Here is a 15,436-nt window from a genome sequence, read left to right as displayed (position 1 = left end):
TCTCTTTTTTATTATTCATAATTCATAACTTATCACAAACCAATAACCCCTTCCCCCCATCCTTCAAAGTGGTAGCAAATAAATACCTATCCCCTCCATCTTTTAAACCAAGCTTTTTCTTGAGCTGAGCAATGGGCATTGGAAAATTCCGTGTGCTTAAATTGGCTTTCAAATCAGCTTGCACTTTTTTCAATTCCTTTTTTTGTACCGGAATTGAATGTAGAATTTTAAAGGCTCTGCCGGGAAAATCTGCAATCAGAATATCAGATGTAAAAAGCTGTGTATTCGGGTGTAATTTCGATATTCCATACTTGGCTGCAAGCTGTTTGAAAAGTCCGGCTTTCATCATAGCTGGACAAGGCTCGTATAAGTATTGTTGCGGCATTTCAAAACTGATTAAGCTTTCGGCTTCTGTCAATTTATTTCCAGTGAAGGAAAAAATGGGCATTCCATTTTCAGATAGCTGAACTGCATGAATCTCGGAGTTTGCAACTGCTTCCTTACTTAAAAGATAAAGTAGCTCCTTTACCTCATTTTGCCATTCAATGATAAAAACCTCTTTTACTTTGTATTCCAATTCTGCAATGGCTCTGCTTATATCCTGCATAGGAGCCGCTTTCACCATAACATTATTTGCTTTTTCGAAAAGTTCCGGCAAAAGTGCTACTAAATTAGGATTACAGTCTTCCCATAAAAAAACTTTTTGATTTCGGTCTCCTCTTCTTGCAGGGTCAAGATAAATCCAATCTAAAGGCTGTCGAATAGTATTTAAATATGCTTCTGATTCAGTGTGGTGAACTACAATAGCTGCTTTTAATTCACCAAAATTATGCCTTGCCAATTGACACAGCTCAGCTTGTTGTTCTATATAATGGGATTGTTTGAAATTTTGAGAGAGATAATAGGAATCAATTCCGAATCCGCCTGTTAAGTCCGCAAAACAATTTCCTGAAATTAGACTGGCCTTGAATTTTGCAGTTGCTTCAGAACTGGATTGCTCTAATGACAGTTTGGGTGGGAACCAGACTTTTTCAGAAAACCATTCTGGTAATTTGGTCTTAGCTTTTTGTCGAGAGGCAATCTGGGCGACAAGCTCTTTTAATGGTAAATCAGGAAATTGCTTTTGCTTTAAAACCAAATGAGCAGGGTCATCCTGCTCATGGTCTTTAATGAATTTCCAATTTTCTTCTTTATTAACGTTCAATTCCATAAGGATGAACTAAACTATGTTCTATCATATATTCTGCAATTTGTACGGCATTAGTAGCTGCACCTTTTCTCAGGTTATCGGCTACTATCCACATATTCAATGTGTTTTCTGCAGATTCGTCTCTTCTAATTCTGCCAACAAAAACCTCGTCCTTTCCATGCGCATTTAATGGTAATGGATAAACATTGTTTTTTGGATCATCTTGTAATACTACTCCCGGGGTATTTGCTAGGATTTCTTTTACTTCTGCCACTTCAAAATCTTTCTCAAAAGTAACATTCACTGATTCGGAATGTCCACCCATTACCGGTAAACGGACACAAGTTGCTGAAAGTCCAATGGAATTATCACTAAAGATTTTCTTGGTTTCGTTCACCATTTTCATTTCCTCTTTAGTATAATCATTTTCCATAAATACATCTATATGTGGCAATGCATTCATATCAATAGGGTGAGGATAAACTTTATCTCCTTCTTTTCCAGCTCTTTCATCCATCAATTGATCTACTGCGGCTTTGCCAGTGCCAGTAACCGATTGATAGGTAGAAACCACAATGCGTTGCATTTTATATTTTTTATGCAATGGTGCCAAGGCCATCACCATTTGTATGGTAGAGCAATTTGGATTGGCGATAATTCTATGGTCAATTTTCAATTCATGACCATTGATTTCTGGCACTATCAATTTTATCCTGTCATTCATTCTCCAGGCCGAGCTGTTATCAATGACTACAGTTCCTATTTCTTCAAATTTTGGAGCCCACTCCAAAGATGTGCTTCCGCCTGCTGAAAATAACGCTAAATCAGGTTTGGCTTCCACGGCTTCTTCTAAAGTGATAACGGTATATTCATTACCCTTAAAGCTCATCTTCTTACCTGCAGAACGGGCAGAAGCCACTAAAAGTAATTCATCAAATTGGACGTTTCTTTCATCCAAAACCTTTAACATTTCACCACCCACTAAGCCAGTGGCACCTACAACAGCTATTTTCATGTGTATATTTTTTAATTTTAATGGTCAGAACTTGTCCCGTATGAATCGGGATGGAACCTTTGATTAAAAATCTAAATTTGGTTCTGTTAACATTTAAATTTCTAATGTTGATTTCGTCTTTCTTTTTAAACCTATTTACTAATTAGCTCAGAAAATTGTTTCGTTTTATGATTTAGACGCAAAAATACTATATTTGGGATAGAACCAAGCCAAAACCTGATGATAAAAAACATACTGCCCCTCAGTATTTTATTATGCATTTCTTTTTTCAACCTAAAGGCTCAATTAATTGAAGATGATTTTTCGGATGGGGATTTAACCATTGATGCTGAATGGACAGGAGATAATGATGATTTTATTATAAATGAAATTTTTCAATTACAGCTGAATTTTGAAGATGAAACTTTGGTGCCTTCCTATATTTCTACTTTAGCTGAAACAACAAGTCTCGATGAAAAGGAATGGCGATTTGATGTCAGCTTAGATTTTAGTCCCTCTAATTCGAATAAGGTAGTGATTTACTTGGTGAGTACTTCATCGGACTTGAGAGATTATGAAAATACGGGAAGCGTACAAGAGGGCTATTATTTGGAGATTGGGGAAAACGGAAGTGAGGATGGCATCAGTCTTTTCTATAGAAATGGGAATGATACGGAATTAATTGTGCGAGGAGGAGATGGCGATTTTGCCTCTGCTTTTGATGTTCGGATTAGAGTAAGAAGGGACGCTACTGCCAATTGGGAAATTGCGGTTGACCCTAAAAAAGGAGAAGATTTCACTACTATAGCAACAGCTAATGAGCCTCGTTTTAATGAAACAGGATATATAGGTTTCATTTGTTATTTCACATCAAGCCGAAGCAATAGCTTTTATTTTGACAATGTCTATTTGGGCGATTATGCATTTGATACTATTCCACCCGAGATTTTGGAATACGAAATTTTGAATTCAAATGAAATGCAAATTGTATTCACTGAAGAGGTGTCCTCTGCTTCTGCTAGTAATGTTAATAATTATTTATTGACACCGGGAGATATTCAACCAAACACAATTCAGCATAATGAAGATAGCGTATGGTTGAGCTTTGACAATAGCTTTGAAAGTGGCTTGGATTATATGTTAGCGGTTGAAAACATTAGCGATAGTGAAGGCAACTTATCCGAAAGCGATAGCATTGAGTTTTTCTACTTTGAAGTGGAGCAAGCTGAAATAGGAGATGTGATTATCAGTGAGTTTTTTCCTGACCCAACTCCTGTTTTGGGTTTGCCAGATGAAGAATTCGTTGAAATCTATAATAGGTCTGATAAATTTCTAGATCTAGAAGATTGGGCTTTTTCCGACAATACTTCTTCTGCGGGTACATTACCGTCTTACATTTTACGACCAGGAGAATATTTGATTTTGGCATCTTCCTCGGCAGAGCAGGGTTATGCAGAATTTGGAAATGTTCTTGTTCCTTCTTCCTGGCGAGCACTTAATAATGGTAGTGATAGTGTGACAATCAAGAATGCCAAAGGTATTCAAATTGATGGATTGGGTTATGACTTAAATTGGTATCAGGATGAGGAAAAAGCAGAAGGAGGCTTTTCCATTGAAATCATTAATCCCAAGCTAGCATGTTTTGACCTAAATAATTGGCGAGCATCAGAAGCCACCGCAGGTGGAACTCCGGGAAGTGAAAACAGTATAGCGGATTTTGATCTTACAGGAAACCCACCTGAAATCATCTTCTTTAAAGCAACTTCCAAAACGCAATTGGAAATCGAGTTTGACAAAAGGATGAATCTAAATTCTTTGTTAAATGCGGAATATATTATCACACCTGAAATTGGAATCGTAGAAGTTTTAGTTGAGGAAGGATTAGATAAAACGGTCAATTTAAATCTTGCTAATGAGCTTTTAAACGGGATTAACTATGAAATAAGCATTGACACTGTAAAGGATTGCAATGGCAATATTGCAGAAAATCTAAAATCAAGTTTATTATATGATACCATTCCGCCGGAATTGGATTCTTTATTATTCATGTCAGATTCTATTCTGCTTCTGACTTTTGATAAACATTTGGATACACTAAGTGCTGAGAATCTTGAAAACTATGATTTGTCACCTGAAATCCTTCTTCAAGAAGCACGACTTTGGAGTGAAAATCAAGTGATATTGATTTGGGAAAATGACTGGATAGCAGGTTTCCCCTATACTTTAACTCTGGATAGTATTTCAGATTTATCAGGAAATCCAATTTTAAATTTCAAGCAAGAAATCATACTGAGAAGTCCTGCGAAGCCAGGTTTCAATGATGTTATTATTATGGAGGTAATGGCAAACCCCAACGAAGACCAAGAACTGCCTTACCGACAATATGTGGAAATTTATAATCCCTCAGACAAATTGTTTTCGCTAACAGATATGAAATATATGGATGAGCGAGATACTGTCAGTTTAGGCTTGAATTATATCGAAGCCGGGGAATATTTACTTTTAGCCCCTAGTGCAGGAGTAGAAGATTTAGGTACTTATGCCCGAGTGATTGGTTTAAGTCCATGGCCTAATCTCAACAATAGAGGAGATGATTTACAGTTAATCACTGATGAGACCATTGTCAATCAAGCTTTTTATAGAGATAATTGGTACAAAGAAGATTTCAAATTTGATGAAGGAGGTTGGTCATTGGAAATGATTGATGTTCAAAACCCGTGCCTAGGGTTTTCGAATTGGAGTGCTTCAAGAGCTGATGCACAAGGAACACCTGGAGCAGAAAATTCTGTGAGGGAAAAAAACATAGACCAAACTGGTCCTGAATTGGAAAAAGCATTCGCTCTCAATGCAACAGAAGTAATTGCCTATTTTAATGAGGTAATTGACATTACCCAAATCCGAAGGAATCAATTCAATATAAGTCCAGAAATAAGAATTGAAAGTGTGGAAATGTTGGACTTGAGTTCAGTCAAACTTTCTTTAGCAGATGAATTAAAGCCAAAAGTTCGTTATGGATTAACTGCCAATAATCTCACCGATTGTGTTGGAAATATCATTATTACAGAAGGTAATAAAGTCAGCTTTGCTTTGGCAGAACTTCCTGAGCAAGGCGATGTGGTATTGAACGAGTTGCTTTATGACCAAAAATCAGGAGGAGCAGATTTTATAGAGTTGCTTAATATTTCTGATAAATTTATTAATCTCCGTGAATGGACGGTAGAAGGGAGCAGCGATTCAAGTGTGATCTTGGAGAATGAAAATGTTATTATAGCACCAGGTCAACACCTAACCTTAACGACTGATAAAGAAAGTACTATAAAAGACTATCCCACGTCCCATAATGCGGAAAACATAGTAGAAGCCAACTTGCCTACATTGACTAATGGAGAAGGAATAGTGAGAATAACTTCAGCTAATAAAGAATTGAAGGAGCATCTCGAGTACTCGGATGATATGCACTTGCCATTTCTTCGCACTGTCGATGGCGTATCTTTGGAAAGAATCCATCCTGAAGCGCCTATAAATGAAGCAGATTCCTGGAGTTCCGCTGCTTCAGCAGTGGGTTATGCGACCCCAGGAAAAGCAAACTCTCAATTCACCAATGAAAATATTAGCTTTGGAAACATAGAAGCTAATCCGAAAACCTTTGCACATAATCAGCCGGGTAGAAATTTTACGCTGATAAACTACAGGTTAGATGATGTCGGCACAATAGCCACAGTGAAAATATTTGATATGAAGGGCACTGTAATTACTACTTTGGCTAATAATGAAACGCTAAGCAATAGTGGCTTTTTCCGCTGGGATGGAGTTGATTTTAGCGGCAGAAAAGTTAGAACTGGTTACTATATTATTTATTTTGAACTTTTTACAGCAGAAGGGAATAAGAGGGTGATTAAGGAGCGGGTGGCTGTGGGGTTTTGATCATCACAGTTAGCGTCATTGGAAGCACAGGTCTTTAGGCGATGAAGATTGCTTCGGTTCCACCTTCCTCACAATGACGCATTGAGCCGGTTGGTTTGCTTGTTAAGTGGTACATTTGGTAATTACAGTCATTACGAGCGCAGTGAAGCAATCTTATGATGGCAAGAAGGCAACAGAACGTTGTTTAATATCTGTACTGCTTATCGACAAAAATGTGGACAATGAGGCTAATTAGTATGGATATTATTAGCCGGCTATGCAGGTGCAACGTTGCAGTCTGTCATTCTTGCTAGCTAACAGTAGATTGCTTCAGTCGTGCCTCCCTCGCAATGACGCTACGAGCTGAAAGGGTAGCATGATAACTAACAATAAAGGTGTGTCCCGATAGTATGTAGGTTGTTAGCTGGTTATGTTAGTAATTACCGTCATTGCGAGTGCAAGGAAGCAATCTTATGATGGAAAGAAGCTAACTGCTTCTCATAATGAGAGTTATTACTAGCGCAATTAAGCCATTTCACAGATGTCTTTCAATCCACCACCTCACTCTCAATAGAAAAAGTGACCTCATCTTTCATCGCCATTTTTTGGCGGCCATAAATTTTGTAAGAGTCTAAAACACTATAGTCCTGCGATTTTTTGAAGTTGATTTCGAAATTTCTTTCGGAAACATAAAGTGCATTGTTTTCATGATAGCGAGCTTCTAGCTTGGTTACCGTACTGTCATTATCAAAATAAACATACAAAAATTCAACCCCCAGTGATGGCTTTTCGGTTGTATACCTCCAGATTTTTCCATTGCTGGTTTTTTCTTCTGTTGCCTTATACGCATCAAATAAAGTCGGCTTATTGATATCGGCCAGTTTGAAAACTTCCAATTCATTTTTCCAGCCTAGAGAATCAAATTCTAAGGTGTCCTTTTCCTTTTTACCATCTACTTCTATGGATTTCTCAACTTTTGGCTGAAGCTCTGTCAATAATTTGGATTGTCTGTCAATTAAAGTTTCCACATCATAATACTCATTGATGGGTTTTTCACGTACGGCTGTTTCGCAAGCCAAAAAAGAAATTACTATAGTTGCAAAAAGAATACTGTTGAGCTTTCTCATATTTTATAAAAGACAATTGAAAGGAATTTGTTTGTAGCAAATCCTTTTTAAACTTATTAACTTATAAGGATATTACCCGTCATTTCTTCTGGAATCTTAACACCCATAATTTTCAAAATAGTAGGAGCCAAGTCACCTAATTTACCATCTTTAATAGCGCCATTAAATCCTGCATCTACTAAAATACAAGGCACTAAATTAGTAGTATGCGCAGTGTTAGGAGTTCCGTCCTCATTGATCATGAAGTCAGAGTTTCCATGGTCGGCAATAACGATAGTGGCATAGCCGTTCTTTTGGGCTACATCAATAACTGATTTGGCACAACTGTCCACAGTTTCGCAGGCTTTTACGGCCGCTTCGAATACGCCTGTATGCCCAACCATATCAGGGTTGGCAAAATTTAAACAGACAAAATCCGTTTCTCCTTTTTTCAATTCAGGAATGATTTTATCTCGAATATCTCCAGCACTCATTTCTGGTTGTAGATCATAAGTAGCAACTTTAGGAGATGGGCACATTAGGCGTTTTTCACCATCAAATTCAGTTTCTCGACCACCCGAAAAGAAAAATGTTACGTGAGGATACTTTTCCGTTTCGGCAATTCTAATCTGCTTTTTACCATTTTTTTCCAGCACCTCACCTAAAGTGTTGGTCAAATTATCTTTTTCAAAAAGCACTTTCACCCCTTTAAATGTATCATCATATTTGGTCATGGTAATATAGTGCAGATCTAAAGGATGCATGTTTTGCTCATGGAATGCTTTTTGAGTTAAAGCTTGGGTTATCTCTCTACCTCTATCAGTTCTGAAATTAAAAGAGATGACTACATCACCCTCTTCAATTTTTGCAATTGGCTTTCCGTTTTCAGTATGGATAATAGGTTTGATGAATTCATCAGTTACGTCTTCATCATAGGAAGCTTGAATAGCATCTGAAATGGACTCTGTTTGCTTTCCTTCGCCATGAACCATCGCATCATAAGCTAATTTTACTCTTTCCCATCTATTATCACGATCCATTGCGTAATAACGACCTGTAACAGAAGCTATTTTAGCCCCAGTTTCTTTTGCATGCTTCTCTACATCTTCCAGATAGGCTTTACCACCATTTGGGTCAGTATCTCGCCCATCAGAAAAAGCATGTACAAATAAATCTTTCACGCCTTCTTCATGAGCTAAAGTCATTAAGCCTTTCAAGTGACCTATGTGAGAATGAACCCCACCATCAGAAACTAAACCAATGAAATGGACTTTCTTATTATTCTTTTTGGCATAAGCCATAGCATCTGCCCAAACCTGATTTTCTTTGATGGATTTTTCTTCAATGGCCTTATTGATTTTCACTAAATCCTGATAGACAATTCTGCCAGCACCGATGTTCATGTGACCTACTTCAGAATTTCCCATTTGACCTTCGGGCAGACCCACTGCCAAACCGGAAGCATCCAGTTTGCTATGTTTGAAATCTCTATATAAGCTATCCACAAAAGGGGTGCTGGCTTTGTCAATTGCTGAAACGTCTTTGTTGGTGGCTAAACCCCAGCCGTCCAATATCATTAAAATTACTTTTTTGTTCATGATGTAGGTTTTTTCTTAAGAAAAATGTCTTTGCTCTTTAATTACGATGTAAAGATAGCAATTGTTGAAAAACTCACTAAGCCGTTTCCACTTCTTGCCCAGCCATATCAAATATGATAGCTTTTGCTTGTTCTATATTTTCTATATTTTCAATCTTAAGTATTGGTCTGCCTTTATAGTCTTTCATCTTACATTTTTTAGAATGCATTTGTACGAAAGTTAAAATCCTGCCAAAAATGTCCGATTTAAAGTATTTTTCATTATCTGCGGAGACAAAATAGGCTTTCAGGTTACCATTTTTAATCAACAATTTCTCAAATCCAAGGCTTTCAGCTTTCCAGCGTATCCTCACAGTTTCTATTAAATCGTAAACAGGCTCAGGAACTGGTCCAAAACGGTCTTGCAAGGATTTTTCAAAAATGCCTAATTCTTCTTCATTTTTGATGTTATCCAATTGAGAATACAGGCTTAATCTTTCTGTGATATTACCTACATAATCCTCTGGAATCAGGATTTCCAAGTCAGTTTCGATAGTGCAATCCTGTGCAATGATTTTGGCTTTCTTGGCTAATTCATCTTTAAATAAATCGGCAAAATGGCTTTCTTTCAATTCTGCCACTGCATCATCCAAAATTTTGTGATACATATCGAAACCCAAATCAGTGATAAAACCACTTTGCTCTGCACCCAGCATATTACCAGCTCCACGAATATCCAAATCTCGCATAGCTACTTTAAAGCCATCTCCCAAATCGGAAAATTCTTCCAAGGTGGTCAGCCTTTTACGGGAGTCGGAACTTAAGCCGATGGTAGGTGGAGTTAATAAATAACAAAAAGCTTTTTTATTAGAACGACCAACCCGACCGCGCATTTGGTGCAAATCTGACATGCCAAACATATGCGCATGATTGATGATGATGGTATTCGCATTCGGAATATCCAAACCGGATTCGATGATATTGGTCGAAACCAACACATCAAACTCGCCCTCAATAAATCGCATCATCACTTTCTCCAATTTGGCTCCATCCATTTGTCCGTGAGCAACGCCAATTCTGGCATCAGGAACTAATTTGAGAATGATATTGCCCACTTGCTCAATATCTCCAATTCGGTTATGTACAAAAAACACTTGACCGCCTCTTTGTAATTCAAATGCAATTGCATCACGCAAAACTTCCTCATCGAATGTATGCAGTTGAGTGGTTACAGGCTGTCTATTGGGTGGAGGAGTCTGAATCACGCTTAAATCCCTTGCGCCCATCAAACTAAAATGCAACGTTCTTGGGATTGGTGTGGCGGTGAGGGTCAAAACATCTACATTCACCCGGAATTGCTTCAATTTGTCCTTGACGGATACTCCGAATTTTTGCTCTTCATCAATCACCAATAAGCCCAAATCCTTAAATTTGACATCTTTGTTTACAATTCGGTGCGTTCCGATAAGAATGTCCACCTTTCCTTCTTCGGTGCGCTTTAGGATTTCCTTAATCTGTTTCGTGGATTTGAATCGATTAATGTATTCCACTGTAACCGGCATTTTATCCAATCTCTCAGAAAAAGTCCTGAAATGTTGCATGGCTAAAATAGTGGTGGGTACCAAAATAGCTACTTGTTTATTATTATCCACAGCTTTGAAGGCCGCTCTTATTGCAACTTCTGTTTTCCCGAATCCTACATCACCACAAACCAATCGATCCATAGGATGTGCTAATTCCATATCTGCTTTTACGTCCGCTGTGGATTTGGCTTGATCGGGTGTATCTTCATATATAAAAGAGGATTCTAATTCTGCTTGTAGGAAGCTATCCCTATCACAGGCGAAACCAGGAGCTGATTTTCTTTTGGCGTAAAGCTCAATTAAATCCTTAGCTATATCTTTTACCTGCTTTTTGGCTTTCTTCTTTTTATTTTCCCATTCAGGAGAACCTAATTTACTGATGTTAGGGGTGCTCCCTTCCTTTCCGCTATATTTGGAAATTTTATGGAGGGCATGAATGCTGACATAAAGCAAATCATTATCCCGATAGATCAAGCGGATTACCTCTTGTTTTTTACCGTTATTATCTACCTTATCCATACCCGCAAAACGACCCACTCCATAATCAATATGAGTGACAAAATCTCCGGGCTGAAGGTTTTTTAGCTCCCGGATCGTAATGGCTTTTGATTTGCTTTGTTTGTCTTTGGTTTTGTAGCGGTGGAAACGCTCGAAAATCTGATGATCGGTATAGCAGGCTAATTTTAATTGCTCATCCATAAAGCCTGCCCTTAGAGTATGAGGCAGCGACTGAAATTTGATGAAAGGGTCTATCTCCTCAAATATGTTTTTCAATCGTTCAGTTTGCGTCAGGGATTCTGAAGAAATGATATTGACCAGGCCTGCTTCCTGATTGCTGGATAGATTTTCAGCTATTAAATCAAAATTCTTATTGAAGGAAGGTTGTGGCTTTGCTTGATATTCGAATTCTTGATGGGCTTTGAGGTAGAAGCGATTGCCAAATTCTATTTTCAAATATTTCTCTAACCTTTTTTCAAAACTTTCTGGTGTTTCGAACAGCATTTCAGGCTCTAAAACCACTTTTGTTTGCTGAGTACTTTCTAAAATTTCTTGAAATGAATGCGAAGCCTTATCAAAATACTGCTGAAGCACATCCAAGGTTTGTTTGTAATCTTTAAACCAGATTTTGGTGTTGTTGGGGATATAATCCAGTAGAGACTCTCTGCTTTCCTCCAGCAATTTGGTTTGCACATTCGGAATGATGTTGATTTGCTTAACCGTATCAATGGACAGCTGGGATGCCACATCAAAAGTTCTGATGCTGTCTATTTCATTACCGAATAATTCTATTCTATAAGGTTGGTCGCTGGCGTAAGAGAAAATATCGATTATTCCACCACGGATGGCGTACTGCCCTGGCTCATAAACAAAATCAGTAGGCTCAAAATCATAAGTTTGCAGTAATTCAGCTATGAATTCCACATCCAGACTTTCACCCACTTTAGCGGTAAATGTGTTAGATTTTAAAGACTTTTTATTGATTACCTTTTCAGAAAGCGCTTCAGGATATGTTATAATAATTTCCCCTGCGGAGGTTTTATTATTGATTCGGTTGAGGATTTCCGCTCTCATCAATACATTGGCGTTCTCAATATCATCAAATTGATAAGGCCTTTTGTACGAAGTTGGGAAGAGCAAAGGCTCCTTAAAATCTAAAAGGTTTTGCAGATCATTTTGGAAGTAGGCGGCTTCCTCCTTATCATGCAAAATGATGAGCTGATTTTGGTGATTTAAAAGATGTGTAATCGCAACAACTATAGCATCCAAACTGCCGACTAATCCTTTGAAATGAATTGTCTGGTCTTCATTGGGCTTGAGGGAAGCTACCATCGTTTGTAGGATGGCATCATCTTTATATAATTTTAGAAAGTCTTTTATTTTCAATGTAAATGCTATTTAAATTTTGTGCTTACTTTTTCAGTTTAGATCCGTAAACACTCTGCAAAGGTAAAACAAACTAGCGGGAATGGCGCAAGGTTCAGTAATCTGTCAAAAAATTAAGTATTTTGAATGCTTTGTCAAGTTAAACCCTTCAAGATCGGCTTTTGTAGGGATGATGAAAAAGCGACTACATCAAGCTTTATTTTCATGATACGTGACAGCTTGTAGCAAAAATAAAGATCCTTATAACTAAACGCATGATAAACAGTTATGAATAAAGTAAGCAGTCAAATTAGTTTGGAGGATTTTTCCAAAATTGAAATGCGGGTCGGCACTATTGTTAAGGCGAAAGATTTTCCTGAGGCAAAGAGACCAGCATACAAATTAGAGATTGATTTTGGCGAATTTGGAATTAAAAAGAGCTCAGCTCAGATAACAGAGCTTTATAATTTGGAGGATTTAGTAGGTAGAAAAATAGTAGCGGTTATAAATTTTCCACCTAAGCAGATTGCGAACTTCATGAGTGAATGTTTGGTTTTAGGAGCAGTAGATGAAGCACAAATTAGTTTGCTTGGCGTAGATGAAACAGTAAAAAATGGTTTAAGAATAGCGTAAAATGAGCTTTTGAGCTTTGGAATATGAATAAGAAAACGAAAGAAGAGAATTTATCATTTTTTGAAAGGGTGGAAAAAATGCACCCGTATAAAATGATTTTTATTTTAAGCTTACTAGGAAGCACCCTCATTTTTCTCTTTCTGTTGTTCTCCTTTTTTATGAGTTTGGGAAATGAGGGCAACAAAGACATTGAAATGCCTGCTGTTTTCGTCTTAAGTACTATCCTTATAGGTGCTTCTAGTTTCATGATTCATCCCATTCACAATCTATTTAAGTCAGAAGAAATCCCATCCTTACTGACTGCTTTGCGATTTACTTTTTTCTTGGGTCTTGGATTTGCCCTTTGTCAAATCTTAGGCTGGAAAGCCCTTAGTGATTCACAAGTGTTGTTTTCTTCGGATGTTTCCTCTTCGTTTCTATATGTATTGACAGGGCTACATGCTCTTCACTTTCTGGCTGCACATACGTACTTAGGATTTTTAATCTTACAAACACAAAATATATCTAAAGACCCTGTCAAATATTTGATTGCAGAAACCAATCCATTTTGGCATTTGAAGTATGAATTGATTACTAAAGGGTGGCACTTTTTAGGTATTTTGTGGGCTGTTTTGATAGTTAGCTTTTGGGTATTTCTGTAGACACTCCTCTGACCCCTTAAGAGAAAACTTTATTAAAGCCTTAATTCAGCAGTAAGTAAAGCCCTTTATTTCCATTAATGATCAAAGGCAAAAAGCAATAATACCTGCTTTTGAATCAAATTAAAAAATCATGGCATTTTAGTGCTTGGTACACCCTTTAGAAGTTAAGGTCTTTGGCTGTAAATATCATCTAATGCATTATCTAACTGTTCAAACTTAAATGTAAATCCTGAATTTAAGGTTTTTTTAGCGCTGACTTTATTTCCGCCTAATACCATTTGAGCCATTTCTCCCAAAAGTAATTTCATGGCGAAAGCAGGCACATTCGGCAAAATCAAGGGCTTACTTAATGCTTTTGCCACAGCTTTTGTCACTTCTTTATTCGTTGCAGGATTAGTTCCTACTCCATTGTAAACTCCAGTCAAATTATTTTCTAACACATGCAAAAATAAGCGAGTTAAATCATTTATGTGAATCCAGCTCATCCACTGTTTTCCGGAGCCTAGCGGTGCTCCTGCGAATAATTTAATGGGTTGAGCTAGTTGCGGAAGCGCGCCACCTTTATCGGTTAAAACAATTCCAATTCTAATTTTGGCGGTAGGGATTTTTAATGATTCAAGCTGGTCGGCTGATGCTTCCCATTTCTTAGTGGCTTCGGCTAAAAAATCATTTCCTGCGTCAGACATTTCATCGACTAATTTATCTCCTGTATCCATGCCATAATAGCCGATTGCACTTGCACTTATAAAGTGATGAGGTGCCTCTTTGGGCATTTTGTTGATGGTGTTAAATAAAAGAGCAGCAGAATGTGTTCTGCTTTCCAATATTAATTTTTTTCTGTCGTCCGTCCATTTTTTATCCGCAACACCTGCACCTGCGAGGTGAATAATAACATCGGCAAAGCGAATGGCGCCCTCATCCATTTCTTGCTTTTTGATATCCCATTCAAATTGTTGATACGGATAGTTGTCTTTTTTACTTCTTGTTAGATGTGCTACTTCATATCCTTTTTCTTTTAAAAGAGCCGAGAGCTCTGTTCCTACCAAACCCGAACCACCTGTTATTAATACTTTTTGCATAGTCATTTGTTATACCTGTTTTAACTCAAGCGAGTCAAATATGTTGGCTTTTTTAAATAAGCCCAAAAAATGGGCTTGATTTTTGTAATTTCATTGATTGAAGTATTATGTGAATTAATTAACAGCACCAGATTACTTATATTTGCATTTGCAGACTTAAAGAACTGACTCTATATGTTACGATATATTTTAATATTCGCTTTTTTGATTTTTAATATCAATTTGTCGCTAGCTCAATTTCAAACGATAGCCACAAAACATTACCTTTTGGGTGTAGATGTGGCAGGATATGAAATTGATTTGCCTTTTTCAAAAGAAAAAGCAGATGAAAGTTGGAAGAGCTATGCTAAAAGTTTTGGCAAAAGTGAGGAAACACAATCTCATAAATCCTATCAAACCAATTTCAGAACGGATATTCATTCCGATCAGATTTTAATATTTAGTCAGATAAAGGGTAATAAAGAGCAAAGTGCTATTTGGGCAGGAATTGACCCTCAAGGTATTCCGAAGGATGTATATCCTGAATTGCAAAAAGCACTAGAAGAATTCATCTATAATTTTAATATCAAAATGAGAACGGATCTGGCTCAGAAGAAAATTGATGAATCAGAGCAAGCCGCTACTTACCTAAGTAAGGAATTTGAAAGCCTGAAAAAAGATGAGCGCAAAAATCAGAATAATTTGGAGAAAACAAATGAAAGAATTAGCTCTTATGAGGAAAAACTAAGAGAATTGAGAAGTGATTCAACAGCATATTCACAAAACCTTCAAGGCCTAAAAGTATCAATAGACTCTCTATACATGGAGCTTGAAAAAGTAAAATCTATTGTAGAGACTTATAGAACTAGAATGGAAGAAATAAAATAGGA

The 15,436-nt window shown here is 37.3% G+C and carries 10 protein-coding genes; 4 read left to right on the top strand and 6 right to left on the bottom strand.

Annotated elements, in window-relative coordinates; translation table 11 throughout:
• Positions 1-22 precede the first annotated feature (22 nt).
• Positions 23-1,210, bottom strand: coding sequence for a THUMP-like domain-containing protein (locus B9Y84_RS19050; RefSeq protein ID WP_085518994.1), 1,188 nt, complete (start codon positions 1,208-1,210; stop codon positions 23-25).
• Entirely contained in the window at positions 1,194-2,204 is a 1,011-nt protein-coding gene (locus tag B9Y84_RS19045; RefSeq protein ID WP_085518993.1) for an aspartate-semialdehyde dehydrogenase, read from the bottom strand. The genes B9Y84_RS19050 and B9Y84_RS19045 overlap by 17 nt, the downstream gene beginning before the upstream one ends.
• A gap of 219 nt (positions 2,205-2,423) precedes the next feature.
• Here B9Y84_RS19045 and B9Y84_RS19040 point away from each other — a divergent pair, with 219 nt between their 5' ends.
• Positions 2,424-6,107, top strand: a complete 3,684-nt coding sequence (locus B9Y84_RS19040; RefSeq protein ID WP_085518992.1) for a lamin tail domain-containing protein — start codon at positions 2,424-2,426, stop codon at positions 6,105-6,107.
• Positions 6,108-6,634: 527 nt separating this feature from the next.
• Here B9Y84_RS19040 and B9Y84_RS19035 read toward each other — a convergent pair.
• From B9Y84_RS19035 to mfd, 3 genes are all read right to left on the bottom strand, one after another.
• Positions 6,635-7,213 (bottom strand): hypothetical protein, encoded by a 579-nt coding sequence (locus B9Y84_RS19035; protein ID WP_085518991.1) that lies wholly within the window; start codon positions 7,211-7,213, stop codon positions 6,635-6,637.
• Between the two features lie 56 nt (positions 7,214-7,269).
• Positions 7,270-8,790, bottom strand: a complete 1,521-nt coding sequence (gene gpmI, locus B9Y84_RS19030; RefSeq protein WP_085518990.1) for a 2,3-bisphosphoglycerate-independent phosphoglycerate mutase — start codon at positions 8,788-8,790, stop codon at positions 7,270-7,272.
• Positions 8,791-8,866: 76 nt separating this feature from the next.
• Complete coding sequence (mfd, locus tag B9Y84_RS19025) at positions 8,867-12,235, bottom strand: transcription-repair coupling factor (protein WP_085518989.1); 3,369 nt, start codon at positions 12,233-12,235, stop codon at positions 8,867-8,869.
• Between the two features lie 267 nt (positions 12,236-12,502).
• Here mfd and B9Y84_RS19020 point away from each other — a divergent pair, with 267 nt between their 5' ends.
• Both B9Y84_RS19020 and B9Y84_RS19015 read left to right on the top strand, forming a co-directional pair.
• Complete coding sequence (locus B9Y84_RS19020) at positions 12,503-12,847, top strand: tRNA-binding protein (protein ID WP_085518988.1); 345 nt, start codon at positions 12,503-12,505, stop codon at positions 12,845-12,847.
• Between the two features lie 23 nt (positions 12,848-12,870).
• Positions 12,871-13,488 carry a cytochrome c oxidase subunit 3 gene (locus tag B9Y84_RS19015; RefSeq protein ID WP_085518987.1) on the top strand — a complete coding sequence of 206 codons (618 nt, stop codon included), beginning with the start codon at positions 12,871-12,873 and terminating at the stop codon, positions 13,486-13,488.
• 164 nt (positions 13,489-13,652) lie between these two features.
• Here B9Y84_RS19015 and B9Y84_RS19010 read toward each other — a convergent pair whose 3' ends face one another.
• Complete coding sequence (locus tag B9Y84_RS19010; protein ID WP_317043254.1) at positions 13,653-14,567, bottom strand: TIGR01777 family oxidoreductase; 915 nt, start codon at positions 14,565-14,567, stop codon at positions 13,653-13,655.
• A 174-nt stretch (positions 14,568-14,741) separates the two neighbouring features.
• Here B9Y84_RS19010 and B9Y84_RS19005 point away from each other — a divergent pair, with 174 nt between their 5' ends.
• A complete protein-coding gene (locus B9Y84_RS19005; RefSeq protein ID WP_085518985.1) occupies positions 14,742-15,434 on the top strand; it encodes a synaptonemal complex protein 1 in 693 nt (230 codons plus the stop codon).
• The last annotated feature ends 2 nt before the right edge of the window (positions 15,435-15,436 follow it).

Source organism: Marivirga sericea, from assembly GCF_900177665.1.
Taxonomy (GTDB): domain Bacteria; phylum Bacteroidota; class Bacteroidia; order Cytophagales; family Cyclobacteriaceae; genus Marivirga; species Marivirga sericea.
Note: the sequence above shows the minus strand (reverse complement) of the source record. Positions and strands in the feature narration are given on the sequence as shown.